This is a genomic window from Planctobacterium sp. AWM4_229 (assembly GCF_056160305.1).
The window spans coordinates 32,159-58,365 of the sequence record NZ_JBSWWX010000001.1; the positions used below are offsets into that span (position 1 = coordinate 32,159).

Here is a 26,207-nt window from a genome sequence, read left to right on the forward strand (position 1 = left end):
TAATATTTTTGTTGGCAACGGTAAGTAATAAATCAACCAAATACAGGAAAGTCCTGACTAAACCTGATAGTTAACCCCCGTATTACAGTACGGGGGTTTTTCTTTTTGAGCTTCCCACTGCCTGCGCTCCCGTAGGTGCTCGACTGTGGTCAGCTCTAAAAAAGAGTTTGGCAATGGGGATTTGCAATTTGAGGGCCATTTAAGAAATGGTATGCCCAGATTAATTTCTATGATGATTTTGGAGTTGTGACCACAATGACTTTCGGCTGTGCAACTCCAATAGTCAGGCGACTACTCGCAGGCTCGCAGCCCGTTTTGCATGGCTGCGCCATTGAGAGGGATTAGATAGATTGTGGTTGTTGTTGGTCTTGTATAACAGGTTTTATTTTGGTTGGTTGGCAAGTAAAGAACTGTATGATGTTGGCATAGTTAAGCTGAATAAGGCAATCAGAGCGATATATAAATGAAATACCTATATCTTTGAGGTCTTGTGTGTTGAAAGTGTATTCCTCGCCGTACTTAATGCCAAGAAATGCGCCTTCAATCGAATTAGATGTCTTTGTATAGCCTGTGAAGTAAATATTTTCGAATTGTGTAATATAGCGTTCTTGAAGTGCCATCAAACTATCAAGTTCAGCAGTGCGTTTACTATCTGAACCACCAGTAGCAGAGCCAGAAGACGAAACACTATTTTTCTGACCAGATACCTGATTACCTTTTTTATTATCTTGCTTTTGCTCAGTGTTGTTGCCAGCGCCACCAATGGCTTTAGGAGCAGGCTTGCTAAGAATATAAGTCCAGCCAGCAACCAGAATAAGCAGCAAGCCAAGTATTTTAGGGTCTTTATAAAAAGCGGTTCTTGGCTCTGTATTGTTGTGAGCACCCGTTGTAGTTGATGCGTATAGTTCAAAAACTTGTTTCGGTACATATTGAAAGAGTCTGACCGTTGTTTGATTGGCAACGGTTTTGCCGTTTGATTCTGCATCATGTTCCACCGTTTTATAAAATCGCCAAAGTCCCATGTTGACGTGTCTCACAGCAACCTTTGCCATAACACGTGCCATTTCATGAACTTTTTTGATGTTGGTCGTTGTGAATACAAAGTCCCAATTGTGGTGACGTTGCATGTCCCATGCTACGTGTATGGTTTCGGGTCTTCGCTCATTTTCGGGCAAGTGGTCTTGTGGCTCGTTATAATTAAGCTCTCTTAAGTCTTTCTCTGTCCATTTAGGAGGGAATACGCGCTGCACTTCATCAATGACAAAAAATGCACCCTTAGGCGCCCAATGGAAAAAGCGCGCCATTTTATCGCGGCCTGCCTGTATATCTGTGTCAACGTGTATGACATCAAAGTCATCGTGAACCTTATCCTCTCCCAATACTTCAATGGTCTTTTCTTTTGAGAAGCCGCGCACGTTGGTAACAAGGGTTCGACCTGTCTTAACAATTTTTAATATGTCGTCTTTGATAGCACCGGAGGTTTTAAAAGTGCCATCCGGGCCGTGGTGAATTTTGATGCTCATTTTTTGAAGAAAGACAGTGTGAATTTTGCGGTAAGGGATTGGGCTATCCAGCTAATACCCGTAAACACATGGAAGAACTCTAGTGCCGCCTTTGTGCCGGGAGAGAGGAAAGAAAGTGCACTGGCCAATCTTGCGGCTAGCTGTAAATCTGCAATAAACGCACTGGCGACAGACCAGGCAAAGCTATACATCCAGACAGTGAATTTAATCCGAGCCCAGATAAGCTTAAGGGCGAGCCACTCAAGGGCGTTGTTTGCCATTTCATAGACATCTATAGTGAAGAAATCGTATGCCGCTTGGAAAAAGTCCATAACATTAGTCCGTATCTATTTTTCTTGATTTGATGATTGATTCAAGTTTTTCAATAAGTCTGTAAGAGATATACACCGAAACGATATACAGGAGATTAATTGCCGCTATAAAAACCATTATTAAGCAAATTCCGATAACAAAATTTGAAAGAGCTTCATCGACACTCAATAAGTTTGAAGTTGTACGAACATCCATAAATCACCTAAAGAGTATAACAGCGGCTATCAGCGCAAAAATAAAAAGCATGGCATACGAAATTATCTGTAATTCATCGTGCATCCTGTCAAAGCATGTTTGGTGTGTGTTGTTGCCAAACTTGATAATGTCAAAGCATGAGTAGAATTGCCCTTCCGGCACCTCTATTGAAAATAAACCATCCATCTCGGTCGAGATTTGGGTCAAAAGCGCGTCAAGCTCTGCTTGTGCGTCTGCTATGTCTTGATTGGCTGAATCGACTGTCAGTATTGAGCCTTTTTCTTTTGCTTCGACCCGGCCTAAATTTTCTATTTCGTCTTTGATGGTACTCACATCAGATTCAATGTTATCTAGTGAATTGTTAGCATCGTTAAGTTTGGTGTTGGCCTGAGATAACAGTGATTCAACACCGGAAAGGTCAATTTCTACCGTAATTTGCTCACTGGATGGGGTGCCGCCGGGATTGACGTTTCCATAGTCAACATCGTCTTGGCCATCACCATCCGCGTCTAAATCTTGGTCGTTTGCTATGCCATCACCGTCAATATCAGGGTCAGAGTAATCGGGTATGCCATCACTGTCGGTGTCATTGGTATAACAAACAAAATTGGTTTGGCCCTGAAAAGTAACTGTGCCGCAACCGTCATAACAGGCATCACCGGTGCACATATTATCCGGGTTTTCAGTACAGATAAGAAAGCCAGAGTCTACAACACATGCGCCCTCATCGGTTGATGGCTCTAATGGTGATTCAGTGTAACTTTCGCCCTGCTCTGCGTAACAGTTGGATTCTAATGCAGGTTTGTAATAGCCATCTCCGGTATTTTCATATCCACAACGCGAACCATCATCTTGCTGCTTACAAAGAGATTGGGCCGTATTGCTACCAGCTGGCAATAAATAGTTTTCGTCTTGTGGATTTACGGGACAGCTATCGGTTTCAGAAAGAGTGAGAGGGTCAAAGCAAACAGTTGTACCGTTGTCATAGGAAACGGTAGTTGTATAAGTTGTATGCTCATCTGGAGGGCAAGATTTTTGAATTGATTCGTATGCTGATATAGATGTACCGACAAGTACCGATTCCCATTCAGCACCGTTAAACGCCTTTGTTGAACACTGACAATCTGCCGATAAATAACCGCCTGAGAACTGCGTGTTGGTGTAACTGCCAGAGCAGTTGCGTAGTGGATATCTGTCCTCTTTATCGTAGCCCTTGCAATTTTCACCCAGAACATAATACGCATCTTGTCCATCGTAAGCGCCGCCAAGGACCAGAAAGCCTGTTTCTTCTTTTTGATTTTTTGAATTGCCAAGAAAGAATAAATTGTTTGTGTCATCCATGAAATTACTGTCTACCGTAATTTGGGAATATGCAGGAAGCACAAACCCAAAAAACAGTAGAACAACAAAAAAAGTGATGGAAATAGTTCTGCTAACGTGTCGCATAAAAACCAAGGCCCACTCCAAAAATAAAAGATAAACCATCAGCTATGCCAAGTAACATTCCCATATCCATCATCGCGGCCCTATAGCTTGCGAACCATCGTAATGATAAGACCAACAACAACCAGCGAGGCTACTGTAGTAATAACGAATTCGCCAGTTGCAAGCGCGTCTGCTTCGGCCGCTTCAATCGCAGTGCTTACTGCGGCAGTATCAACTGCGTAAGATGCGGAAGAAACAAGAGTGGCGCCTAATGCTATGTAAGCCATGTGGGCCTTATTTTTTGCATTTTTTAACAATTTTTTCATGAGTAAATCTCCAGTTATTAACGTTTTAATCTGGCTACAATCGCCAGCATGAATCCAATGCCAAGACCGCTGACCCAGAATTGAATCATTGAACCCAGCACAAGGTCATAAACCTCGGCATCGAATGAGTTTTCGAGAGTGAAAGTGGTTGTTTCACCCCCGGAATTTGTGTCAAGCCCCATAAGGGTGTCCCAACTTTGTTTTGAGCCGACTACGTAGCCATACCATTGTGCGCATACGTCATAATCAGATGTTTTTGTCTGGTAGAGGGTGTCAGAGCGCTTTTCGGAGCAATCCATTGATGCGGGGAAATGTGTTGCAACGTAGCCGGGATAGTCGGCGTTGTAATACACATCGAAATTTGCAACGGTATCTATCCAGTAATAACCTTCATCGCCACAATCATCATAAGAAAGCTCGACAGGCTCCATGTTTGAGCGTAGGGAGTATGTGGAGCTAAAGACGCAGGTCATTAGTGAAGCCCCAAATACAACTCGTAAGAACCATCGTCCTGGAATTCAAATGTCACAACGTCACTGGTTGAAAGATGGTTCATGGCTTGCTGGAATTGCTCAAAAGGGATGGAGACACCAAGACCATTTTTGCCATTACTGATAAAGGTAAAATCACCGTCAGCAAAATAACGATTGAATACGAAACGAGTATCAAGCGCCTGAAAGACATTTAAACCGCCCTCAACAAAAATGGTCTTATCCATGACTACGCGCTCTTTTTAGGCACATCGTGCTGCTTGATAGGCTCAGCACCAACAACCATGTTTTTCATCGGGTTTTCGGGGTCAGGCTCGAGCATGACTTCCATGTGGGCCGGGTATGCATTGCCAAGGAATTCGTTAATCAGGTTAGGGTCTGATTTAACCTTAAAGCCGGATTGTTTTTCATCAGCGTGAAAGCCAGCGACGCGCTTTTCGCCGTTGTCAGTTTTCCATGGGCGTAGTGGTGTACAGCAATAAAGGGTTGCTATTTCGTAGGGCTTATTATTGGTTTTGCCTACGCCTTTTGAATGTTCGAAGCCAGTTACAAATAATTTCATGGTTTTATACTTCCTCAAGTGGTCTCAAATCGAAGTTGAGCAAATGTTTATAGGTGTCCGGCAGGTTGAATTGCCCGCCAGATTCTCGGGCGATTATCGAATAAGCTTTTTCAATATCACCCTTTGAAATGTTCGGCAACGTCCGTAAGGAGTTTGCCAACTTGCCTGCGCGCCCAGCGGATTTTGCCCGCAAATTCGAGGCGGGTTTTTACCTGCGATAAGCGCACGCGTTGCAATCTGTCTGCTGAAATTTGTTCTTTGTAGGAAAATGAGAAAGCACAAAGGGCCGCAAATGATGCGGGTAAGTCTTCAAGTACGGATACGGAGACTTTTTTAAGTTCGACTTCGGTTCTGTACCATGTTTTGCCGGGTACGCCCTGCTCCAATGATTTGTCGTATATGCGCCAGTAAACCGGGCTTTTTCGGCTTCCCACGTAAACGGTATCGCCGAAGAGTTCTTTGCTGGTGCGTGGGCGGCGTATGTCTATTTGAGGTGTTCTTCCACCTTTGGGATTGTTGAAGCCATTGTCAGCATAGGCGCGTTCTGCGAATTTGGTATCAAAGTTTCCGGTGAAGTCATCGTAAGCAATGTCGATACGGGAAAGGCGAATGATGCTTAAGACTTTAGATAGCCAGAAATGCAGCACAAAGGGGCGAATTTTGGAAAAGGTGTGCTGGCATCCGGTGCCTGAAATTTGAATGTAAACGGTGTTGTTATTACCGCCATAGGCCAGAAAACCCACCTCTATTTTTCCGGTTGGGTCGTAAAGGCGTCTGGATTCGTGATAGCCGTGCAGGCCCTTATTGCGGGGATGGCCCACTTTGAGGTTGAGAATCTTTTCTATGAACTGGTGGCAGCGCTGGTAACACACTTCCTCAAATTTGGCTTGATAGTCTCTTATCAGAGCTTCTTTTGCTTCCAGTGTTTTTGCGCTTTTGAATAGCGGTTGCGGGAGTTTGGCCCACTGGTTGCGTTTAGTACTTTCTTTGCCTGCGCGGTTTAAATGCCGGAAATCAGAAACCGGGACAGTAAAGGCCAGATGGTCAACGAATAGCGAATCGTGGTGTTTCCATGCCTTACTCATAGAACACCCCGGCTTTGCATAGTTCAGGGTAATTTTCTTTGGTGATTTCGGTTAGTTGGTATTGAGTGCCGTACTCGCTGGTTAAGAAGTCGCGCAGTTCTGACATGGAGTTAAACCATTCATTACGACAGGGCCAGTCTGAACATGTAGCGTTCACGCCTGCGCCGTCATTGTCGTAATAAACAGTTATCATCTGAGAACGCCTGAACTTTTCATGTTAAGCAATTGCTGGCGAAACTTAACCAAGTTTATGTAGCGCTTACCTGCCTTTTTAAGCTGAATATAAGGAATTAGCCCCCTATCCATATCATGTGAAACGGCTTTCAAGGTCTTGTCCACCATCTCTGCGAACCTCTCGGGAGTTGCTATCGGGTCACCACCCAAAGCCAGCATTTCGTCAATTGAAAGATCTGCGCTTTCCATTTTTGTGTTAGCCTAATTGATAGAACGGTAAATTTTTTAGATGGGGTTATATTATTACGTATTCGTACGAAGTAAATAGTACGCATATGAAATATATAGTATTTATGGATATAAATTTAGATGATTCAGTTATAGTTAAAAGAATATTCGAAGTTACAAGTGAGAGAACGCTGACAGGCGTTGCGAAGTCTTTAGGAATGAACAAGTCTGCTCCAAGTAACTGGAGGAATTCAGGGAAGATCCCGAACGATGTATTAGTTAGGATAGGTATTCAATACAACTGTAGTATCGACTACTTATGTTTTGGTCACTGTAAAATTGAAGATATGAGTGCATTCGAAAATGCTTTTGGTGACGCGCTAACGTCTTTAGTTGCTGCTGAATGTATTGATGTAACAGAGAAATACAACCCAGCTACCGTTAGAGAAGTTGTTGAGTCTATGGTTGAACAACTCGAAAATAAGATAAAAATCGATAAACTTGATTTGTTACGCCGCGTCTGAATACCTTGAACAGAGTTCCTTGTACTTCTTTGGTCTGAGGCTTGGAGGGGTTTTGATTAATTGCTCAAAATCCTTACCCATTTGAAAATAAACCCTAGATTTTAAACTAACAATATTCATTTCATCATCAGAAACCTGCGGTTTAAATCGAATGGCTACGGCAATTACAACAAAAATAAGTAAGATAAAAAGATAATCAAGCACGTCTCAGATTCCTTAGTAAGTACCACATTGAATATACTAATATTCCGATATTTAGTGATGGTATAGTAAAACCGTACAATGTGTAAAATATTTCCGAGTTAATTGTTAAAGCTTCAAACATTGCGACTGACTGAACAATTATGAAGGCAAAATATGTTCTGTAGACACAAACATATAGTTTAGAAGGTTTATAAATTCTTTCTCTGTGAAGAATGTGAAGAGTAATTATCAACAAAAGATCACATAAAATCCAAAATGGAAACCATAGGTAATTAGCATAGTCAGGATTTGTCTGGCAAAAATGTATCAGTGGGTCACGTATCCACCCCATAAACCCGATAAAGGGAACCATTGAGATATATGTAAGAGTCTCTGAAGAAAACGGTTTGACTGCTAAGAAGAGAAAAAATGCAATGGTGTAAAAGAGTACCATTGCATCATCAATTTGAAACAAAGAAGCGTAATCAATTATTCCTGCGGCGGCTTCCATCCCCCTCCATTACCTCTTGTTTCAAAGCAAATTCCAAAGAAACACAAAGCATTAGTTGTCACAAGGCCACTTTGTTTTTCTTCTGCGCTTGCAAATACTGCGAAAAAACACGCCAATAATGCGGATAATAATAGATATTTTGACTTTTTCATAGTTAAACCTCTTTGATTTATGGGTAATATTATTAACCCCTTCTGAATCAGTGACTTAGATATGGGGTGGCTATAGGGTACACTTTGTTTTAAATCTAAGGTTGAGGTTTTTGTAATCATGGCAATTTCTAAAAGAGATGATGGTAAGTGGCTTTTAGATTTCTATCCGATAGGTCGAGCAGGCCCACAAATTAAACGAGTAAGAGATACAAAATCACAATGTTTGAGCTTGCAAAAAGAAATTACAGCACAGTATCAAAATGGTGAAGAGTCGAGAGGTGCCGGGAAGCGTGACGTTAGAAGGCTGAGCGCATTGATAGATGAATGGTGGAAGGCAAAGGGTCAATTTTTAAAGTACAGCAAGGGACGAAAGCAAAAGCTCGATAACTTATGTGATGGGCTTAAGAACCCGGTAGCTTCAATAATGACAACAGAGCAGCTTACGAATTACCGAGCCAAGAGAATAGAGACAGGTATTAAGCCTAATACGGTTAATCGTGAACTTGATTACTTAAGGGCCGTGTTTAAGTACCTAATTAAGACAGGTAATTGGCATCACAAAGACCCTGTATCGCCCATAGAGAAGATTAAGGTGCCAGAAGGTACGCTTACATATTTGACAAAGGAAGAGCAACTAAGACTGATTAGGGCTTGTGAAGATTCTAATAATCGCCACTTGTACCTGATAGTTTTAATTTGTTTGTCTACGGGTTCGCGTTGGAGCGAGGCTGAATCATTAAAGCGGGACCATGTTAAGAACAATGCTATTCAATTTGGTAATACAAAATCTGGCAAGAGGCGAACCATACCAATCAGTGAGCAGCTTTTTAATCTAATTAGAGGGCATGAGCCAGAAAACAAGTTTCGTTTGTTTGGTGGCGCTGTAGAAGCTTTTGAAAATGCTTTAGATAGAGCAAAGATTAATGTTCCTAAAGGTCAATTGACACACGTATTGCGTCATAGCTATGCAGTTCATTTTATGATGGCTGGAGGGAACATTGTAACGCTTCAAAGATGCCTAGGGCATTCGACAATTATGACAACAGAAATTTATTTGCAGTATGCGCCTGACCATCTCGAAAAAGTTGTTGAATTGAATCCGGTTTCGCAATTCGGTTTTATTATGCAAGAAGAATGTAAGAAGGTTTTGAGGTGATATTCAAAGTTGATAATTAGTAAAGTTGTGCAAGACGTTGTTTTTACTGAGGTTTTAAATGGTGCCCGGGGCCGGACTTGAACCGGCACGATCTTACGATCGAGGGATTTTAAATCCCTTGTGTCTACCAATTTCACCACCCGGGCTTAGGGGGTTAGTGCGATTGCACTATTGGATTTTCCAAATTATGGAGGCGGGTCCCGGAGTCGAACCGAGGTCCACGGATTTGCAATCCGCTGCATAGCCACTCTGCCAACCCGCCAGTATTTGGAGCGGGAAACGAGATTCGAACTCGCGACCCCAACCTTGGCAAGGTTGTGCTCTACCAGCTGAGCTATTCCCGCAAATACTTGCTACGTTTCAGGGATGTTTCAGTTGAGTGACAGCACCTCAAAACGTGGAGCAGGATTTTACAGTGACGGGCTCACCTGTCAACAGAAAAAATGCCCTTTTTAAACTGAATGCCTGATTTTTGACTTATGTGCGTCATTTTCAAACAAAATGCTGAAATACTAAGCGTGACGTCTGATGGTTTTCCAGGCCGCCATCATGTATTGCGCCATTGAGTACACTGACAAAATTGTGGAAATGTACAATAAAATATAACCAAGAGTTACCCAGTAAAAGATTTCCAACTCTGAAAGCAGACCAATTAGTGCCAACATTTGGGCCGTGGTTTTCGCTTTACCCCAAAAAGACACTTTAACCGTGTCGGATTCACCGTGTTGGGCCATCCACTCTCTGAGCGCTGAGACGAATATTTCACGGGACATCAACAAAATAGCCGGGATAGTGATCCACAGTGTATTGTATGTATGCGTGATCATTAATAATGCAGCAGCGACTATGAGCTTGTCAGCAACCGGATCCAGAAATGCCCCAAAACTGGTAGTTTGCTGCAGTTTTCGGGCTAGATAGCCGTCGAACCAGTCAGTAATAGCAGCCAGCCAAAAGATAAAAGCACCGGCCAGATGTGCCCATTTCCAGTCAAGAAAGTACACCACCACAAAAACCGGGATGAGTAATACTCTAAAGAATGTGAGCATATTAGGAATGGTAAACATGAATGTCCTGTTATTGTTTGAATTGTTTCTGCATCAGGCTGAGCGCAACCAGGCGTGAATTTTTTCCGCCAGTTCGCGACTGACTCCGGGGACTTGCTCCAATTGTTCTACGCTTGCGCCTAACACTTCCTGCAAACCACCCATATATCTTAACAGGCTTTGCCTGCGTTTAGCACCTACTCCCGGAATATCTTCCAATTTGGAGCGACTCTTCTCTTTTTGACGACGATTGCGATGGCCGGCTATGGCGAAGCGGTGGGACTCGTCTCGGATATGTTGGATCAGATGTAGCGCAATGGAATCAGCTTCCAGCGGAATGGTTTCGTGGCTGCCCGCCATAATCAGGGTTTCCAGGCCTGGCTTTCTGGAGGTGCCTTTGGCCACCCCGATGAGCTGTGGCATTTTTTCACCTTGCCAGTCTTCAAAGAAGTTTTCTGCTTGAGCTAACTGCCCTTTCCCGCCATCAATAAACAGAATATCCGGGATTTTAGTGGGATCACATCCAGGCTTAAAGCGGCGCTTTAACGCTTGTGCCATGGCGGCATAATCATCGCCCGGCGTTATGCCCTCGATATTGTAACGCCGGTAATCATTTTTAAACGGACCTTCGCGATTAAAAACCACACAAGAAGCCACCGTCTGTTGACCGGATGTATGGGAAATATCAAAGCATTCCATACGCTGTATCGGCTCTTGCCATTCTAGTACCCGTTCCAACTCAAGATAGCGAGCATGGATGGATTTTTGTTGTGATAGCATGGTGGTTAAGGTTGTTTCAGCGTTGGTATTGGCCAGCTCCAGGTAACGCTTTTTCTCATCTCTGAGTCCCTGAAAGAAGCTAACTTTGCGGCCCGCCTCTTGCGACAATGCCGCTTCCAGTGACGCTTTGTCTTCCAATTTAAAGGGCAATACCACCTGTGCCGGGATGCTTTTACCGCCCGACAAATAATACTGCACCACAAAGGACTCTAAAACTTCTGCTATTTCTGAGTTGGCAGGCACTTTGGGGGTGAAACTCTTATTGCCTAAAAGCTTGTTGTCTCGGATAAAAAAGCCTTGTATGCAGGCCATGCCGTTACGGTATGCCAGACCAAATACGTCCATTTCTTCCTGACTACCGCTAACCCACTGCTGCTCCTGGATGCGATTTAATATAGTAATCTGGTCGCGATGGACCGCAGCCTGCTCAAAGTTAAGAGATTGACTGGCAGATTCCATCTTATCTGCCAAGGAAGCGATGACATCCTTACTTTTACCCTTTAAAAACAACCGTGCCAGATTAACCTGCTCTTGATACTCATCATCAGAAACGTAACCCGGTACGCAGGGAGCCGAACAGCGTTTCAACTGATACTGCAAACAGGGCCTGGAGCGAGCGCGATAATAACTGTCTTCACACTGTCGAACCGGAAATATCTTTTGCATTAAGCGCAAGCTTTCGCGCACAGACCAGGCACTCGGATAAGGTCCAAAGTATTCGCCTTTGTCTTTTTTGCTGCCTCTGAAAATGGTTAAACGAGGATGCTTGTGGCCGGATAAATGAATATAGGGGTAAGACTTATCGTCTCGCAGTAATACGTTGTACCTGGGTTTGTATTTCTTGATGAAGTTATTTTCAAGAATATAGGCTTCGGTCTCAGAATGGGTAACCGTAACATCCATGTGAGCGATGTTTTTAACCAGGGTGATGGTTTTAACGCTATCCAGATTAGATTTAAAGTAGCTGGACACCCGCTTTTTCAGATTTTTGGCTTTTCCCACATAAATCACCTCGCGCTTATCGTTGTACATTCGATAAACGCCAGGCTGTTGTGTCAGGTTTTTGAGAAAGCTACCAGAATCAAATTTGCGAGTTTGTTCTGTCTCAGGATCGGACATGTGACCTATAAATTATCAGATTTAATCAGTTGATGTCGCAACGCCAAGTGTGTCAATTCTACATCGGAAGTCACATTGAGCTTTTCAAACATGCGATAGCGATAGGTGTTAACGGTTTTTGCGCTGATATTGAGTTGCGTTGCAATATCCGGCACTTTCGTTCCTTTGGTCAACATGATCATGATTTGCAATTCCCTTTCGGAAAGAGACTTAAATGGATCATCTTCATTGAGATCAAGTTGCCCCAGCGCAATCTGTTGCGCGATTTCCGGCGCAATATACTTAATACCGCGGGATACCTTTTGCAAAGCAATGATCATTTCCTGCGGGTCGGCGTCCTTGGTGAGATAACCAAACGCTCCCATCTGCATGACTTTAGCGGGAAATGGATTTTCTTTGTGCACCGATAGTGCCACTACTTTGATGCCTTCGCTGATGCGTAAAATCTGTTTGGTGGCTTCAAGACCACCAATACCGGGCATGCTCATATCCATCAGCACAATATCTGGCGGATCTTTACGACACAATTTTACAGCGAGTTCACCACTGTCGGCTTCAGCCATTACATGGAAGCCATCAACATCATCGAGAATGCGACGTATACCGGTTCTGACTAAATCGTGATCATCGACTAAAAGAAGTTTAACCAAACAACAGCTCCACTAGTTACAACGGGATGCACCGCAACAATTTATAACCTAAGAATGTAATAAACCGTATCTAATTGGGCAAGTAAAAATATCGGTTTTCATGCCTTGGTATCAAAGGATAGACCAAATCTGCTACATACTGATGCTTATTTGAACTTACGTGTGGAGTGAAAGCCTTATCAACGATAGAAGCTGGTGCTAAGGCGATTCCAGCCCGTAATAGTGTCGGGTAATCCAATACCGTAATTGACGGCTTTACAGAGATCGTGGGTACATTTGATCATCCATCTATCTGGGCAAGTTTTAGATTGAACGGGAAGTGTTGCTTTGCAGCCACAGCGACAGTTTTTGATCTTATCCATTGAGCTCTTTTTAATTGCGGCGAATGTTTTTATCAAACGGCGAGTATTATCTATCCAGGTGACGAATAATAGAGAGCCGTAGTGAGTTTCCGTTTCATTGTAAAAACTTCTGCGAGGAGCGCAACCTGCTAATGCGTTAAAACCTTCGTTTGATTTTGCATTTCTCTAAAACTTGCCGGTGAGCGCCCTTTCCAACCGCTGTAGGCACGAATGAAGGAATTAGATTCCTGGAAACCCAATAAAAATGAAATTTCAGCCAGTGACATTTCTGACTTCAATAAGTAATGATCGGCTAATTCTAAGCGAACAGCCTTCAATATTGACTGAAAAGTTTCCGCCTCTGCGGTTAATTTACGTTGTAAAGATCGCTTGCTCATAGCAAGTTTATCGGCAACGAACTCTATGGATACTTCACCACCGGGTAAAGCGGACATTAGCACCGCTTTTACCTTTTGCACGATACTGGCCTGTTTATCTAAATTGGTTAACTGTTGGTTTAATTTTGATTCAAAAAAATCCCACATTTGCGCATTGTGGGTAATGAAGGGTTTGCGGGCATCCTCACGATTAAATGTGATACTTGCCTTATCACTTACTTCAGGTGTGCAGCCAAAATAGTCAGCGTAGAGGGCCAGTTTTTTGGGAAGATTGGGCACCTTAATAGAGATGGGATTAATCTGCTCCCTGGTAGCCAGTCTAGACAATTGAGTAAAGAACACCATTTCTACCATCCCCAAAACCGCTGGCAGACTTTGATCTGCACCATAACAACTCAGGTGTAAAGTCAAGGCTTCTGCTGTTTCTGAGGCTTGCAGTTCCATCGGCCCAATGAGAGGTTTGTAATGGCTGAGCCGTTTTACTGCCTGTTTAAAGTTTTGGCTACAAATTGCTGCGAAAATTGGCGGGTCAAAAGCTTCAACTGATAAACATTGAGCGAGGGCTAAAGGCAGTTCAGTATCACCTGCTTCTGCATCTAAGGCTAACCATAAACGAAAATATTCATCTGGCGTCAACCCGGCATTTTTACGGCTAAACAGGTCTAAAGGTAAATTTGCCTTCGTTAATACCGCCGCAATATCGAGTCCCATATCATTTATCAGTACCTTCCAACCGGGAGATACGCTGAACTTTATCGCTCTTTTCACCCTTTGCTCCTTGAAAATGGATTTCTATTACTCAGACTTTTCCATTGCTTGCCTGGATAGTTTTAAAACCAACTTACGCGGTAATAGCGGCACCACCCACTCCAACATAAAACGCAGTGTACCTTCATTGAAGGCCACAAGTCTGCCTTTTTCCATGGCCTCATAACCGCATTTAGCAACCGATTGTGGAGATTTAGCTTGTTTGAATATATCTACATTTTCCAGATCTGCTGCTGCTACAAACCCAGTTGCCACAGCTCCCGGACACAAAGTGGTGACGGTAATGTTATGTTCTTTTAGCTCTTCAGCAATTGCCTGAGAAAAGGAGGTAACGAATGCTTTAGTTGCATAATACACCGCTTGCAATGGCCCCGGCATAAAGGATGCGGTAGAGGACACATTAAGTATACGACCGTCATTTTTCGCAATCATGTTTGGAAGATAAAGATGAGTAAGACTAATCAGCGAAGTCATGTTTACTTGCATCATTGCTTGTTCATCAGCCAAAGCTCTTTCAGAAAACAAACCATGCCCTCCAAATCCCGCATTATTTATTAGCGTAGATACGTGGATACCGGCCTGCTGTGTTTGTTCATAGATTTCATTCGCAGATTGAGCTTCCGCGAGATCGGCAACAACTACGGTTACAGCCACTTTGTATTGTTGTTCAATTTCCTGTTTTAAACGATTTAGTTTATTACCCGAACGAGCGACTAAAACCAAGTTTCCGCCACGACTGGCATGAAGTTTTGCCAGTTCCAAACCGATACCGCTAGAAGCGCCTGTAATTAATGCTGTGTTTGAATTACTCATTGTCATCTCTTGTTCATTATCTGATGACAAAATGATATGCAAAGTGAGTGAATTGGTAACTAGCAGAAGATGACAATCAACTTGCAGAAGGTGCCATCTCAAATGTATTGGCAAGCTGAAACTTTCATTATCTCTCTTTAGCAAGAGTGTGAACTGATAAAACAGTTTCAGTGAATTTCCTACGTATAGCGCAATGCAGCAGTCTTTTAGTTACTTTTTGTTTGCTTCTCCTATCAACCAACTTACAAACGATTCTATTGCCTCGCCAGCGAAACTATTAGAGCGATAGTGAACGTGATAATGGCCCCAGGGAAGTTCATAGCTAAACTCCGGCAATGAAGTTAGCAGCCCTTGTTCGACAAGGTCATCTGTCATAAAACCACACCCAAGTGCGACGCCTTTGCCACCAAGTGCGGCTTTCACCGCCAATACAGCGAGTTCGAATTGATGGATGTGAATATCTACAGGTTTGCGAATTTGATTTTGCTGCATCCACAAGTTCCAGTCTTCCTTTTTCTCTGAAGAATAGAGCGGCAACTGTAAGAGGTTAGCTGCGCTTGAACAATCAATCGAATCCAGGATTTCTTGTTTTGCCACTGGAAACCAATGCTCGTGCCTGAGTTTTTGCGTAACAAATTCCTCAGGCGCAGGCCAGGTAGCGACAATGACATCGTAATCATTAGCGTTAAAACCAGAAGCATAAGATTCCATACCGAGTGAGAGATCAACTTCGGGGTGAAGCAACGCAAAGTCTGCCAGGCGCGGCGACAGCCAATCGGCCGCAATTGAGGTTTGCGCCATTATTTTAAGACTCATTTTATCTGCAGATAACAAGTGATTACACACGGCGGATAATCTACTGAAGCTATCAGTAACAACTGATAGCAACATATCTCCGTCTTGAGTCAATACCGTTTTGTTTTTATCTCTGACGAAAAGCGTCTTGCAAAGATAGGCTTCGAGTTGTTTGATTTGATGGCTGACAGCACTTTGGGTAATGCACAACTCTTCAGCTGCCCGAGTGAAACTTTTGTGACGAGCCGTAACTTCAAAGACTTTTAGCGGTTTTAATGGGGGAAGGTTGTATCTCATTAAGGTCATTAAATTAATTCATAACATAATAAAATTATATCATTATTTTTAATGACAAACCTATTTTAAAGTGCTCCTGGATTACCTGGAGTATTGATTTTGCAAAGAGCTACTTTTTCATCTCGATTTGGATTTGTCGTAGCGGCAGCGGGTTCGGCTGTCGGTCTTGGGAATATCTGGAAGTTTCCATTTGAAGTTGGCCAAAATGGTGGGGCAGCTTTCGTTTTCATCTATTTATTTTTTTGTTTTTTACTTTGCTACCCTATCATTGTTGCGGAGGTAGCCATAGGACGACACACCAGGCGGGACGCAGTGGGTGCATTTGTGAAACTAGGGTTTCCTAAGTGGAAAGTTATTGGTTTGTTGGGAGTAACCTGCTCAATTCTGATTTTATCTTTTTATAATGTGATTGCGGCTTGGGTCATTGGGTATTTGTTTGAAATGACCATGGCTAACTTTGCGATAGCGGATCAGTTTAGCGCATTTACATCAGACATCATCAAGGTTGGACTATATGCACTGATATTCATGACTATGACGGCCTATGTCGTCAGTAGAGGAATTAGCGCAGGCATCGAATCTGCCGCAAGAATACTGATGCCCTGTTTAATTGTTGTCATGTTGGGAATTACTGTATATGGATTAACGTTACCAGGGGCCACAGCAGGCTTATCCTTTTATCTGCAACCAGATTTGTCCGCAGAGAATACGTCAGTAGTATTCTCTGCATTGGGTCAGGCCTTCTTTTCTCTGTCATTGGGAATGGGAACATTAATCACATTGGGAAGCTATCTACCAAAAGAATCGGATATAGTTGGATCTGCTACTATGATAGCCGTGGCAGATGTTGCCATCGCATTCATGGCTGGGCTTCTGATTTTTCCATTGGTGTTTAGCCACGGGATTGCTCCCGATGGCGGTGAAACGTTAATTTTTGAAGCACTTCCGAAAATGTTTGAAAGCCTGGGTAACGTCGGTGGCGCAATTCTTGGCGGAGCGTTCTTTTTGTTACTGGCTTTTGCCGCATTAACATCGACCGTATCAATGTTAGAGGTCCCTACATCCTATTTGGTAGATGAAATGGGATTAGGTCGAAAACTTGCAACCGTTGCAGCTGCAAGCATCATCTTTGTCGTCAGTATCCCGTCACTGCTCTCATCCGGCGCATCAAATGGGTTAACACAATTCGTAGAAATAGGGGCTGAGCTACAAGTTGTCAGTTTCATGTCTTTTGTGGGACTTATTGCCAGCGATACTTTGTTGCCCGTAGGCGGGTTTTTACTTGCCGTTTTTACAGCTTATGTCTGGCGAACTAAAAATCTTGAAGATGAACTCATGACTGAGGGGGTAAAAGTAAATCCGTGGATATTGAAATATTTAAACATCTCTCTGCGTTTTATATGCCCTGCCCTGTTAGCACTCATTGTTGTCGTCACCATCACCGAGAGATTTTTGGGAATACCAGTGCTGTAAACGATTCAATTGCTGGAGCCATACTTGAAGTGTAATTTAACTGATATATGGCCAATACATAATATACTGAGAATTTGATGTTACCTATTGACCCAATGTCACCTAAACCGTCTTGGAGTTATCATTATGAATAAGCGTGTTATGGGGTTATTGTTCATAGTCACCTTGCTTTTAACAAGACCATTAATGGCAGAAGATTCAGTCGAAGTATTGAAACAACAAGTTTGGAATACGGAGCTGGCTTTTGCACAAACCATGGCAGACCGCGATTATGAAGCATTTACAAGTTTTCTGGCAGAAGACGCCGTTTTTATGGGAGGAAAACGGGTAAATCGTGGGAAGCAGATGATTGCCGACTCCTGGAAAAAGTTATTTCAGAAGGAAAAGCCGCCATTTGCCTGGAAACCAGAACGGGTCGAAGTACTCAACGATGGTACTTTAGCATTAAGTACCGGTCCGGTATGGGATGACCTTGGGCGTTTTCAGACCTTTACCTCTATCTGGAAACGCCAGGAAGATGGCTCCTGGAAGGTTATTTTTGATAAGGGGGACAAATACTGTCCTGAAGAAAAAACCAAATAACAGCTTTTTGTTGAGCTTCATAAAAAACGCACTCGAGTGCGTTTTTTTTGCTTTGTGATTATCTGTAATCACAAAGCAAAAAGGCCACCTTAAAGGCAGCCTTTTTACTAAATTTGGCGGAGAGAGAGGGATTCGAACCCCCGGTGGGTTTAACCCCACGCCTGATTTCAAGTCAGGTGCATTCAACCGAGCTCTGCCATCTCTCCAAATTGTGGAGCGCATATTAATGGTGTTATTCGGGCTTGTAAAGGGCTAATTTCATTAATTTGTCTGACTGCTTCTTCTTTAATCAAATTGTTCATTTCTATAGCTAATCAGGAAAATTCGAATATCTGCTTACGCTTTTTCTGGCTGTTAAACGCGAATTTTAGTTGAAAATTCTGGTCTAAACCCTAAAACTAGCTTTAGATAATAATATCTATTTTTTGCTGACTAACTACGGAGTTTAACGATGCAACAAAATTCAGTGTATTCTGCCAGTTCAAGGCCTTCAGTACTGGAGACCAACAAGGTTCTGCGTAATACCTATATGCTACTCGCTTTGACGCTGGTCTTCAGCGCCATCTGTGCTGGTATTACTATGGGTATGAATCTTTCACCAATGGCGGCTTTAGGCATGACTATTGGTGCGTTCGTCTGCCTTTTTATAGTTAACAAACAAGCTGACAAAGCGTCTGGTTTAATCTGGATCTTTGTTTTCACCGGTTTATTAGGTGGTTCATTAGGGCCAATGCTAAATGCCTATTTAGGCCTGCCCGGTGGTGGCGCATTGATAATGCAAGCATTGGGTGCAACAGCACTAGTGTTCTTTGCTTTGTCTGGTTACGTATTAACTACCAAAAAAGACTTCTCCTTTATGGGCGGTTTCTTGATGGTTGGTTTGATTGTGGCTATCGTTGCCAGTATCGCAAACATCTTTATGGGCATTCCTGCGCTGTCTCTTGCAGTGAGTGCAGCGATAGTGTTCATTATGTCCGGTCTTATCCTGTTTGATACCAGCCGTATCATTCACGGTGGTGAGACAAACTACATCAGAGCGACTGTTTCTATGTACCTGAACATCTATAACTTGTTCACTTCTATTCTGCACTTGTTAGGTGCCTTTGGTGGCGACGATTAATCGCCATCGATAATGAATATAAAAACACCCCGCTTAATGCGGGGTGTTTTGTTTTTGAGGATTGTTAAAGTAAACTAGCACCATGAAAACATTTCTTTTGTTAGTTACCAGCTCCCCCACCGCTTCAGCCAATTGTTGGTCAGCATTGGCGTTCGCTCAGGCTGCAGCGCAAGAGCATAAAGTTATCGTGTTTTTCTATGGCGAAGGTATTCACAATGCCAATAGCTTTATGCAGCCGCCCGGAGACGAACTGAATCATTACAAAGCCTGGCAACAACTCGCTCAGCAACATCAGGTACAATTGCTGGTATGCGCAACGGCGGCTATCAAACGCGGTGTTATCACAGCTGAAGATGCTGAGATTGAAAATGTCTTTAATTTAAAAGCGCCCTTTGAAGCTGGCGGTCTTGCTGAGTTTAGCCAGTTATCGCAAACCAGTGATCACTTAGTTCAGTTTTAGTATGAATAAAAAAATCGCGTTATTGTTAACTCAATCCCCTTTTGCCAATTCATCTGGCCAGGATGCGCTGGATATGGCGATGGTGCTGGGTACGTTTGAAATTCCTGGTGCGCTATTTTTCTTGTCCGATGCGGTGTATCAGCTTCGGTCGGTAAATGTTGATAAGACAGGCATAAAGGACTTCACCAAATCTTTTGCGGCATTGCCATTTTACGATATTGAGGAGATTTACGTTAGCGAACTGGATTTAGAACGGCGCGATATCGATGTCAGCACATTGCCCGACTTTGTCACCCCTTTAGCCCCAATGGCCCTTGCAGATAAGTTAGCAGAATACAAACAAGTGGTGCGCTTTTGAATACGCTACATCTACTCACATCGAACGAAAGTTTCGATAGATTGACTGAGCAGGCTTTTCTGGTGGGGCCTGATGATGCAATAGTATTGATGGCTGAAGGCGTTTACTCTGCGTTTTCCAGTCAAAATCTACATCGCCCCGTTTACGTGCTTAATAGTGATTTGAGTATGCGGGGGCTCAATCCTCGGGATATTTCAGGCAAACTGATTGATTACAATGAGTTGATTGCTTTATTAACTCAATTCTCTCGCTCGATCTCCTGGTAAGTGATTAATTATAAGGAAGTTTAGATAATGTCTTCATTGCAGTTTAATGATAAGCAAGTGCCATTAGATAAAAATGGTTATTTGCAAAATGTTCAAGACTGGCAACCAGAAATGGTGCCGCTTTTAGCTGAGTCTGAAAATATAGAGTTGACCGAAAATCACTGGGAAGTAATTTGGTTTGTACGCAACTTTTATCTGGAATTCAATACTAGTCCAGCCATCAGAGCTTTGGTTAATGCCATGAAGCAAAAGTTGGGAGAAGATAAAGGAAACAGCCGCTATCTGCATCGACTGTTTCCCAAAGGAGCAGCTAAACAAGCCACTAAGCTGGCAGGCTTACCCAAACCAGCAAAGTGTTTGTAAACGATTAATTTTGGCCCATGCCCTCATTGACGGTGAGAAAGATTTCCCAACCTATATAGCCTACAAAACAGACGATTGCGAAAACACACAACCAGTAGATCCATCTCATCATCTGTTTGAATTCCTTGCTTCTGGCCATAACGCCCCCTTGGTATTATTTTTTAGTAGATATTATTAGGCTGCCGTGATTTTTTCCAGTCCACCCATGTAACCACGTAGCACTTCCGGCACGATAACACTGCCATCCGCTTGCTGGTTATTTTCCAGAATAGCCACAAGTGTGCGACCTACAGCCAGACCTGAACCATTTAAGGTATGGATTAATTCCGGCTTTTTCATATCCGGAGTCCGATATCTAGCCTGCATACGTCTTGCCTGGAAATCACCCATGTTACTGCAGCTGGAAATTTCTCTATATGTATCCTGTGCTGGCAACCACACTTCCAGGTCATAGGTTTTGGTGCTGGAAAAGCCCATATCGCCAGTACACAACAACACTTTACGATAGGGTAATTCAAGTGCTTGCAAGATCTTTTCAGCGTGACCAGTAAGCTCTTCCAATGCTTCCATGGACTTTTCTGGCTCAACTAGCTGTACCAGTTCCACTTTATCGAATTGATGCTGACGAATAAGGCCTCGGGTATCACGACCATATGAGCCAGCTTCACTTCTGAAACACGGAGTATGTGCCGTCATTTTTACTGGCAATTGTTTGGCTTCAAAAATGTGATCCCGCGCGATGTTGGTAAGCGGCACTTCTGCAGTAGGTATCAATGCCAGCCCTTGACCTTCTTCGGTGGCTGGTTTGGTGTGGAATAAATCTTCGCCAAATTTAGGTAGTTGACCAGTACCAAATAAAGACTCATCGTTTACTAACAGTGGCACGTAACATTCCTGATAACCGTGTTCAGCTGTGTGAGTATCCAACATGAACTGCGCCAAAGCTCTGTGTAAGCGCGCTACTTTGCCGTTGAGTACTACAAAGCGAGAACCCGTTAGCTTCGCTGCAGTTTCAAAATCAGCCCCATTTTCAAGGCCCGTAGCCACATCAACGTGATCTTTCACTTCGAAATCGTAAGTTTTAGGCGTGCCCCACTTTGAGATTTCCTGGTTTTCAGATTCATCTTTACCCGCTGGAACAGAGCTATCTGGCACATTGGGCACCGATTGGGAGATAAGCTGGATTTCGTTGAGTAGCTCATCCAATTCTTTTTTGGCGGCATCCAGGTCATCACCTAATTTACCCACTTCGGCCAATAACGGCTGAATGTCTTCACCGGAGGCTTTTGCTTTACCAATGGATTTGGAGCGCACATTGCGTTCGTTCTGCAATTCTTGTGTTTTAACTTGCAGCGTTTTACGTTTTTCTTCTAATGCGGCCAGTGCATCAACATCTAATTTAAACCCACGAGCCGCCAGCTTTTCGGCGGTATCTTGCAGGTCGGTGCGCAAAAGTTTTGCATCCAACATGGTATGTTATTAACCCTTAATAATGTTTAGTCCTATCCAGGCGGCCCCCAGACAGCAACACAAATTCAAAAATATGTTTAAAAACCCTTTCACATAGTTACCTTGCTGTAGCAATAATAAACTATCGAGAGAAAAGGTAGAGAAAGTAGTAAATGCCCCCAAAAAGCCGATGGCAATCAGCGTTCGCCAGGGAACAATGTCGAGATGTCCATGCTCAGTCAGGCTATAAACCCATCCCAGAAGAAACGACCCCAAAACATTGACCAGAAGTGTACCAAAAGGAAAGCCCTTGCCAAACCATTGCAGCATTAATTGTGAAATAAAAAATCGCAAAGCAGCACCAAAGGCCCCCCCGACACCCACTAACACATAAGTTGTTAAACTAGTCATAGCGTTTCTGATCACTTTTGTTATTCAGTTCGCTCAACCAATCGAGTTTTTGTTTTATTTGCTTTTCCATACCGCGCTCTTGCGGATGATAGAACTGGGTTTCTTTTAACGCTTCTGGAAAATAGTTTTCTCCAGCGGCAAAAGCATATTGCTCGTTGTGGGCATAGCGGTAATCACTGCCATGTCCTTGTTCTTTGGCAATCCGGGTTGGGGCATTTCGCAAGTGATTGGGCACATCTAAGTCCCCGGTTTCGGCCGCAAGTTGCCTTGCGGCTTTAAAGGCGCTATATACGGCATTGCTTTTGGCAGCGCTGGCGCAATAGACTGTGGCTTGCGCGATAGCCCTTTCTCCCTCTGCTGGCCCTACGCGGTGGAAAATATCCCAGGCACTTACCACAATTTGTAGTGCTCTTGGATCGGCATTACCTATATCTTCTGATGCGATAGCTAACAAGCGTCTGGCCACGTAAAGCGGCTCTCCACCGGCTTCTAAAATCCGACAATACCAATATAAGGCGGCATCCGGACTAGAGCCACGAACCGATTTGTGAAAGGCCGAGATCAAGTCGTAAAAGTGGTCTCCTTGTTTATCAAACTGCACCACCTTGCCTTCTACGGCATACTTGATTTCTTTGGGGGTTATTTCGCCATCAGCGACGCTGCAGGCTAATTCCAGGCAATTTAATGCTCGTCTGGCATCTCCGGATGCAAATTCGCTCAATAATGACTTTGCCGCCTCAGTTAGCGGAATTTTGATAAAGGATTTGGCTCTTTCTATCACCAGCCCAATCTCTTTTTTACTAAGCTTTTCAAGAACATACAAACGCACGCGGGACAACAACGCGCGATTGAGTTCAAACGCTGGATTTTCGGTAGTGGCACCAATAAATACGATGGTGCCATCTTCAATGTGAGGCAGAAAAGCATCTTGCTGAGATTTGTTGAAGCGGTGCACCTCATCCACAAACAAAATGGTCTTGCGCTGAAACTGCTGCAGGTTTTGTTTTGCTGACTCCACAGCCTTGCGAATATCTTTAATACCTGAAGTCACTGCAGATATACGAATTAAATCGGCATCATTGTGGGCTGCCACCATTTCCGCCATGGTGGTTTTTCCAGTACCTGGAGGTCCCCAAAACACCATGGAATGTAGATTATTTGCTTCAAGTGCAGTGCGTAGCGGCATTCCCTCGCCCAACAAATGAGATTGCCCAATGTAATCGGTTAGCGATTTAGGGCGTAACCTGGCGGCAAGTGGAATATCGTTTTGAGCTTTCACTTTAGGTATCAAAACTTATCTTTGGTCGTCCAATTCGTAGCCCTCTGGCAGTTCGAACTGAAATAAAGACGATGGGATTGCCTGATTTTGCTCTACAGAACTGAAAGTAAGGTGGTTTCGCTGTTCCATTTTATCGACGATGCTTAACTGGATGAGGTGGCCATTCTCAAAAACTAATGTTAGCGACAAGAAATCGGTATCCGGCAGTAAACTAATCATTTTGAATTCACTGGTTGCGGTCTGTTCCACAAGATAGTTTTGCCACATTGTAGACTGCTGGTCGGCCAATAACATGATCGGGTGATTTTGAGCCGCATCAGCCTGATTAATGGCAATCACTTGCTCCACAAAGGGATCGATATGCCACAACGTTTCTCCATCGGCAATCAATTGCATCTCATTAGGCTCAAATGATTCCCAATACAGCTTCTGTGGCTGCTGCAGATACAACTTACCTTGTGCGGTTTGCAGTGTTTCTCCAGCAACATCAGATACAATCTGTTCAAAGCTGGCACTGAAGGACTGCAATTGAGCCAGCTTTTCTTGTAACTTGGTTTTATCGGTTTCACTGGCGAACACCAGACTGTTCACAGCCGTAAATAACAATAAAAAAGCTAATTTCTTTAACATACTTAATCCTTAGGTGGCGGTGCTGCTAATACGTCACGGTTGCCATTGTGGCCCGGTGGTGAAACCACACCATTTTGTTCCATCTGCTCTACCAGGCGCGCTGCGCGGTTATAACCGATGCGGAACTTTCTTTGAACACCTGAAACCGAAGCTCTTCTGGTTTCGGTAACGAACGCAACCGCTTCATCATAAAAGGCATCGTATTCTTGATCTTCACTTTCAGCTTGTTCGCCAGGTAACATCACATCTGCAGAAGCCTCACCATTTAGAATTTCATCAATGTATTCTGGTTCACCACGTTTCTTCCAGTCCGCGACTACTGCATGGACTTCGTGATCATCTACAAATGCACCATGTACGCGCGTTGGAACCCCCGTACCTGGAGGGAGATATAACATGTCCCCCATCCCTAATAACGCTTCTGCGCCTTGTTGATCCAAAATGGTTCTTGAATCGATTTTAGATGACACCTGAAACGCTATACGCGTGGGAATATTGGCTTTGATCAATCCGGTAATAACGTCCACTGATGGTCTTTGTGTTGCCAATATCAAATGTATTCCCGCGGCCCTGGCTTTTTGAGCGATTCGGGCAATCAATTCCTCTACTTTTTTACCAACAATCATCATCATGTCGGCAAACTCATCAACCACTACAACGATTGATGGCAGTTTTTCAAGCTCTGGCGCTTCCGTATCCATGCTCTGTTCTGCTGACCAGAGAGGATCCTTAATGGGTGTGCCCTGTTCTTTTGCTTTCGCAACTTTTGCGTTAAAGCCTTTTAAGTTCCGAACCCCTAAAGCCGACATCAGGCGGTAACGTCGCTCCATCTCTCCAACACACCATCTCAGCGCATTGGAGGCTTCTTTCATGTCGGTGACCACTTCCGCCAATAAATGTGGAATACCTTCATACACTGAAAGTTCCAACATTTTCGGGTCGATCATAATAAAGCGCACATCTTCCGGCGTAGATTTATAAAGTAATGATAAGATCATTACATTAACGCCAACTGACTTACCTGAACCTGTGGTACCCGCAACCAGTAAGTGAGGCATTTTAGCTAAATCCACCACTACTGGGTTGCCACTAATGTCTGCACCTAAAACCATGGTTAGATTTGAAGGGGTCGATTGAAACTTAGGGCCACCGATTACTTCACTTAAAAATACCGTTTCTCGGGTCTTATTGGGCAATTCCAGGCCTATAACGGACTTACCGGGAATAACTTCAACAACCCTGACCGACATGGCAGACATGGCTCGCGCCAGGTCTTTTGATAGGCCTGTGATTTTGCTGACTTTTACACCAGGTGCTAAATCCAGCTCAAATCGCGTAATAACCGGGCCGGGAAACACACCTACAACCCGTGCTTCAACGTTAAAGTCAGCAAGCTTAGCTTCCACCAAACGTGCAATACCTTCCAGTTCTTCTTCTGATATGGGGTTTTGTTTTTTATTGGGTCTGTCGAGCAAGTCAAAAGAAGGGACGTCACCCTCGGGCACATCCTCTAATTCTTTAAAGGTTTTGAGTGGTTTGGCACCGGGCACACCGACGGTAACAGCAGCTTTAGGTGCTTCTTTTGCAACACTGTGTTGAGCTGGTTCGGCTGACTCTGAGGCGGCCTTAGGCTTTTCTTCAACGGCGGGTACCGGCTCATCAATGGCTTGCTCTGACACCACTTCTACGGTAACCGGATTCGGTTTAAATAAGTTGGTGATTGCAGAGAATGAGCTGCTTTTACCGTCGCTGGTGTCTTCTAATTTTTCTTCTTTGCGTTTTGGAACCTCAACATCTTCTTGAATCACTTCATCGTCGATATCAGTGGCGAGGTTACCGTCAAGCTCTGGCTCAGGGCGCATACTGGTGATTTCGATATTGTGGGTATTACTGCGTTTTGCCGGCAGGTTCTCTTTTTTATCAGATGAAGATAGCTTGTCGGTTAGTCGCAATCCGCTATCACCA

General features: G+C 43.6%; 31 protein-coding genes, 4 tRNA genes and 1 pseudogene. 9 read left to right on the plus strand and 27 right to left on the minus strand.

Annotation, left to right across the window (positions count from 1 at the left end; translation table 11 throughout):
• Positions 1 to 341: 341 nt before the first annotated feature.
• From ACXAGP_RS00125 to ACXAGP_RS00170, 10 genes are all read right to left on the minus strand, one after another.
• Positions 342 to 1,523 (minus strand): zonular occludens toxin family protein, encoded by a 1,182-nt coding sequence (locus ACXAGP_RS00125; RefSeq protein WP_475258833.1) that lies wholly within the window; start codon positions 1,521 to 1,523, stop codon positions 342 to 344.
• On the minus strand, positions 1,520 to 1,834 hold the full coding sequence (locus ACXAGP_RS00130; RefSeq protein WP_475258834.1) for a hypothetical protein: 315 nt from the start codon (positions 1,832 to 1,834) through the stop codon (positions 1,520 to 1,522). The genes ACXAGP_RS00125 and ACXAGP_RS00130 overlap by 4 nt, the downstream gene beginning before the upstream one ends.
• Positions 1,835 to 2,033: 199 nt before the next feature.
• Positions 2,034 to 3,371 (minus strand): coiled-coil domain-containing protein, encoded by a 1,338-nt coding sequence (locus tag ACXAGP_RS00135; protein WP_475258835.1) that lies wholly within the window; start codon positions 3,369 to 3,371, stop codon positions 2,034 to 2,036.
• A 185-nt stretch (positions 3,372 to 3,556) separates the two neighbouring features.
• Positions 3,557 to 3,781, minus strand: coding sequence for a major capsid protein (locus tag ACXAGP_RS00140; RefSeq protein ID WP_475258836.1), 225 nt, complete (start codon positions 3,779 to 3,781; stop codon positions 3,557 to 3,559).
• Between the two features lie 17 nt (positions 3,782 to 3,798).
• Positions 3,799 to 4,212 carry a hypothetical protein gene (locus ACXAGP_RS00145; RefSeq protein WP_475258837.1) on the minus strand — a complete coding sequence of 138 codons (414 nt, stop codon included), beginning with the start codon at positions 4,210 to 4,212 and terminating at the stop codon, positions 3,799 to 3,801.
• A gap of 41 nt (positions 4,213 to 4,253) precedes the next feature.
• On the minus strand, positions 4,254 to 4,499 hold the full coding sequence (locus ACXAGP_RS00150) for a hypothetical protein (protein ID WP_475258838.1): 246 nt from the start codon (positions 4,497 to 4,499) through the stop codon (positions 4,254 to 4,256).
• A gap of 2 nt (positions 4,500 to 4,501) precedes the next feature.
• Positions 4,502 to 4,834: a hypothetical protein gene (locus ACXAGP_RS00155; RefSeq protein WP_475258839.1), complete on the minus strand. Its 333-nt coding sequence runs from the start codon at positions 4,832 to 4,834 to the stop codon at positions 4,502 to 4,504.
• A gap of 116 nt (positions 4,835 to 4,950) precedes the next feature.
• Positions 4,951 to 5,919 (minus strand): replication initiation factor domain-containing protein, encoded by a 969-nt coding sequence (locus tag ACXAGP_RS00160; protein WP_475258840.1) that lies wholly within the window; start codon positions 5,917 to 5,919, stop codon positions 4,951 to 4,953.
• The gene (locus ACXAGP_RS00165; protein ID WP_475258841.1) at positions 5,912 to 6,112 is read right to left on the minus strand and encodes a hypothetical protein; all 201 of its coding nucleotides are present in this window, start codon (positions 6,110 to 6,112) and stop codon (positions 5,912 to 5,914) included. Before ACXAGP_RS00165 ends, ACXAGP_RS00160 begins: the two co-directional genes overlap by 8 nt.
• Positions 6,109 to 6,342: a hypothetical protein gene (locus tag ACXAGP_RS00170; protein ID WP_475258842.1), complete on the minus strand. Its 234-nt coding sequence runs from the start codon at positions 6,340 to 6,342 to the stop codon at positions 6,109 to 6,111. The genes ACXAGP_RS00165 and ACXAGP_RS00170 overlap by 4 nt, the downstream gene beginning before the upstream one ends.
• A gap of 86 nt (positions 6,343 to 6,428) precedes the next feature.
• Here ACXAGP_RS00170 and ACXAGP_RS00175 point away from each other — a divergent pair, with 86 nt between their 5' ends.
• Positions 6,429 to 6,845, plus strand: a complete 417-nt coding sequence (locus ACXAGP_RS00175; protein ID WP_475258843.1) for a helix-turn-helix domain-containing protein — start codon at positions 6,429 to 6,431, stop codon at positions 6,843 to 6,845.
• On the opposite strand, the gene ACXAGP_RS00180 is transcribed toward ACXAGP_RS00175, so the two are convergent.
• Together ACXAGP_RS00180 and ACXAGP_RS00185 are read right to left on the minus strand one after the other, a co-directional pair.
• Complete coding sequence (locus tag ACXAGP_RS00180; protein WP_475258844.1) at positions 6,831 to 7,049, minus strand: hypothetical protein; 219 nt, start codon at positions 7,047 to 7,049, stop codon at positions 6,831 to 6,833. The two genes, ACXAGP_RS00175 and ACXAGP_RS00180, sit on opposite strands and share 15 nt — an antisense overlap.
• A gap of 468 nt (positions 7,050 to 7,517) precedes the next feature.
• Complete coding sequence (locus ACXAGP_RS00185) at positions 7,518 to 7,691, minus strand: hypothetical protein (protein WP_475258845.1); 174 nt, start codon at positions 7,689 to 7,691, stop codon at positions 7,518 to 7,520.
• Positions 7,692 to 7,809: 118 nt separating this feature from the next.
• Between ACXAGP_RS00185 and ACXAGP_RS00190 the strand changes: the two genes are divergently transcribed.
• The gene (locus ACXAGP_RS00190; protein ID WP_475258846.1) at positions 7,810 to 8,847 is read left to right on the plus strand and encodes a phage integrase; all 1,038 of its coding nucleotides are present in this window, start codon (positions 7,810 to 7,812) and stop codon (positions 8,845 to 8,847) included.
• A 59-nt stretch (positions 8,848 to 8,906) separates the two neighbouring features.
• On the opposite strand, the gene ACXAGP_RS00195 is transcribed toward ACXAGP_RS00190, so the two are convergent.
• From ACXAGP_RS00195 to ACXAGP_RS00235, 9 genes are all read right to left on the minus strand, one after another.
• Positions 8,907 to 8,993, minus strand: a tRNA-Leu gene (locus ACXAGP_RS00195).
• A 42-nt stretch (positions 8,994 to 9,035) separates the two neighbouring features.
• A tRNA-Cys gene (locus ACXAGP_RS00200) sits at positions 9,036 to 9,109 on the minus strand.
• A 6-nt stretch (positions 9,110 to 9,115) separates the two neighbouring features.
• Positions 9,116 to 9,191: transfer RNA gene (locus tag ACXAGP_RS00205), tRNA-Gly, on the minus strand.
• 168 nt (positions 9,192 to 9,359) lie between these two features.
• Complete coding sequence (gene pgsA, locus ACXAGP_RS00210) at positions 9,360 to 9,911, minus strand: CDP-diacylglycerol--glycerol-3-phosphate 3-phosphatidyltransferase (protein WP_338292633.1); 552 nt, start codon at positions 9,909 to 9,911, stop codon at positions 9,360 to 9,362.
• 33 nt (positions 9,912 to 9,944) lie between these two features.
• Positions 9,945 to 11,789, minus strand: coding sequence for an excinuclease ABC subunit UvrC (gene uvrC, locus ACXAGP_RS00215; protein ID WP_475258847.1), 1,845 nt, complete (start codon positions 11,787 to 11,789; stop codon positions 9,945 to 9,947).
• A gap of 5 nt (positions 11,790 to 11,794) precedes the next feature.
• Positions 11,795 to 12,439, minus strand: a complete 645-nt coding sequence (gene uvrY, locus ACXAGP_RS00220; protein WP_338292635.1) for a UvrY/SirA/GacA family response regulator transcription factor — start codon at positions 12,437 to 12,439, stop codon at positions 11,795 to 11,797.
• Between the two features lie 490 nt (positions 12,440 to 12,929).
• Positions 12,930 to 13,946, minus strand: coding sequence for an AraC family transcriptional regulator (locus ACXAGP_RS00225; RefSeq protein WP_475258848.1), 1,017 nt, complete (start codon positions 13,944 to 13,946; stop codon positions 12,930 to 12,932).
• 27 nt (positions 13,947 to 13,973) lie between these two features.
• Positions 13,974 to 14,759, minus strand: coding sequence for an SDR family NAD(P)-dependent oxidoreductase (locus ACXAGP_RS00230; protein ID WP_475258849.1), 786 nt, complete (start codon positions 14,757 to 14,759; stop codon positions 13,974 to 13,976).
• Positions 14,760 to 14,969: 210 nt separating this feature from the next.
• Positions 14,970 to 15,860, minus strand: coding sequence for a LysR family transcriptional regulator (locus ACXAGP_RS00235; RefSeq protein WP_475258850.1), 891 nt, complete (start codon positions 15,858 to 15,860; stop codon positions 14,970 to 14,972).
• A gap of 90 nt (positions 15,861 to 15,950) precedes the next feature.
• Between ACXAGP_RS00235 and ACXAGP_RS00240 the strand changes: the two genes are divergently transcribed.
• The gene (locus ACXAGP_RS00240) at positions 15,951 to 17,324 is read left to right on the plus strand and encodes a sodium-dependent transporter (protein WP_475258851.1); all 1,374 of its coding nucleotides are present in this window, start codon (positions 15,951 to 15,953) and stop codon (positions 17,322 to 17,324) included.
• A gap of 126 nt (positions 17,325 to 17,450) precedes the next feature.
• Positions 17,451 to 17,906 carry a YybH family protein gene (locus ACXAGP_RS00245; RefSeq protein WP_475258852.1) on the plus strand — a complete coding sequence of 152 codons (456 nt, stop codon included), beginning with the start codon at positions 17,451 to 17,453 and terminating at the stop codon, positions 17,904 to 17,906.
• 114 nt (positions 17,907 to 18,020) lie between these two features.
• Here the strand turns inward: ACXAGP_RS00245 and ACXAGP_RS00250 are convergent.
• Positions 18,021 to 18,112, minus strand: a tRNA-Ser gene (locus tag ACXAGP_RS00250).
• 245 nt (positions 18,113 to 18,357) lie between these two features.
• Between ACXAGP_RS00250 and ACXAGP_RS00255 the strand changes: the two genes are divergently transcribed.
• The 5 genes from ACXAGP_RS00255 to ACXAGP_RS00275 all read left to right on the plus strand — a co-directional run bounded on the left by ACXAGP_RS00255 (position 18,358) and on the right by ACXAGP_RS00275 (position 20,473).
• On the plus strand, positions 18,358 to 19,026 hold the full coding sequence (locus ACXAGP_RS00255; RefSeq protein WP_475258853.1) for a Bax inhibitor-1/YccA family protein: 669 nt from the start codon (positions 18,358 to 18,360) through the stop codon (positions 19,024 to 19,026).
• 82 nt (positions 19,027 to 19,108) lie between these two features.
• Positions 19,109 to 19,486, plus strand: a complete 378-nt coding sequence (tusD, locus tag ACXAGP_RS00260; RefSeq protein ID WP_475258854.1) for a sulfurtransferase complex subunit TusD — start codon at positions 19,109 to 19,111, stop codon at positions 19,484 to 19,486.
• A 1-nt stretch (position 19,487) separates the two neighbouring features.
• Complete coding sequence (gene tusC, locus ACXAGP_RS00265; protein ID WP_475258855.1) at positions 19,488 to 19,844, plus strand: sulfurtransferase complex subunit TusC; 357 nt, start codon at positions 19,488 to 19,490, stop codon at positions 19,842 to 19,844.
• Positions 19,841 to 20,110, plus strand: a complete 270-nt coding sequence (locus ACXAGP_RS00270) for a DsrH/TusB family sulfur relay protein (protein ID WP_475258856.1) — start codon at positions 19,841 to 19,843, stop codon at positions 20,108 to 20,110. Before tusC ends, ACXAGP_RS00270 begins: the two co-directional genes overlap by 4 nt.
• A 27-nt stretch (positions 20,111 to 20,137) precedes the next feature.
• Positions 20,138 to 20,473, plus strand: coding sequence for a TusE/DsrC/DsvC family sulfur relay protein (locus ACXAGP_RS00275; protein WP_338292640.1), 336 nt, complete (start codon positions 20,138 to 20,140; stop codon positions 20,471 to 20,473).
• A 174-nt stretch (positions 20,474 to 20,647) separates the two neighbouring features.
• On the opposite strand, the gene serS is transcribed toward ACXAGP_RS00275, so the two are convergent.
• The 5 genes and pseudogenes from serS to ACXAGP_RS00300 all read right to left on the minus strand — a co-directional run.
• A complete protein-coding gene (serS, locus tag ACXAGP_RS00280; RefSeq protein WP_475258857.1) occupies positions 20,648 to 21,943 on the minus strand; it encodes a serine--tRNA ligase in 1,296 nt (431 codons plus the stop codon).
• A 9-nt stretch (positions 21,944 to 21,952) separates the two neighbouring features.
• Positions 21,953 to 22,333: a fluoride efflux transporter CrcB gene (crcB, locus tag ACXAGP_RS00285; RefSeq protein ID WP_475258858.1), complete on the minus strand. Its 381-nt coding sequence runs from the start codon at positions 22,331 to 22,333 to the stop codon at positions 21,953 to 21,955.
• On the minus strand, positions 22,326 to 23,624 hold the full coding sequence (locus tag ACXAGP_RS00290; RefSeq protein ID WP_475258859.1) for a replication-associated recombination protein A: 1,299 nt from the start codon (positions 23,622 to 23,624) through the stop codon (positions 22,326 to 22,328). Before ACXAGP_RS00290 ends, crcB begins: the two co-directional genes overlap by 8 nt.
• Before the next feature lie 3 nt (positions 23,625 to 23,627).
• Positions 23,628 to 24,242, minus strand: a complete 615-nt coding sequence (gene lolA / locus ACXAGP_RS00295; RefSeq protein WP_475258860.1) for an outer membrane lipoprotein periplasmic chaperone LolA — start codon at positions 24,240 to 24,242, stop codon at positions 23,628 to 23,630.
• Between the two features lie 2 nt (positions 24,243 to 24,244).
• Positions 24,245 to 25,729, minus strand: a pseudogene (locus ACXAGP_RS00300) (DNA translocase FtsK); the annotation flags it as partial.
• Positions 25,730 to 26,207 lie beyond the last annotated feature (478 nt).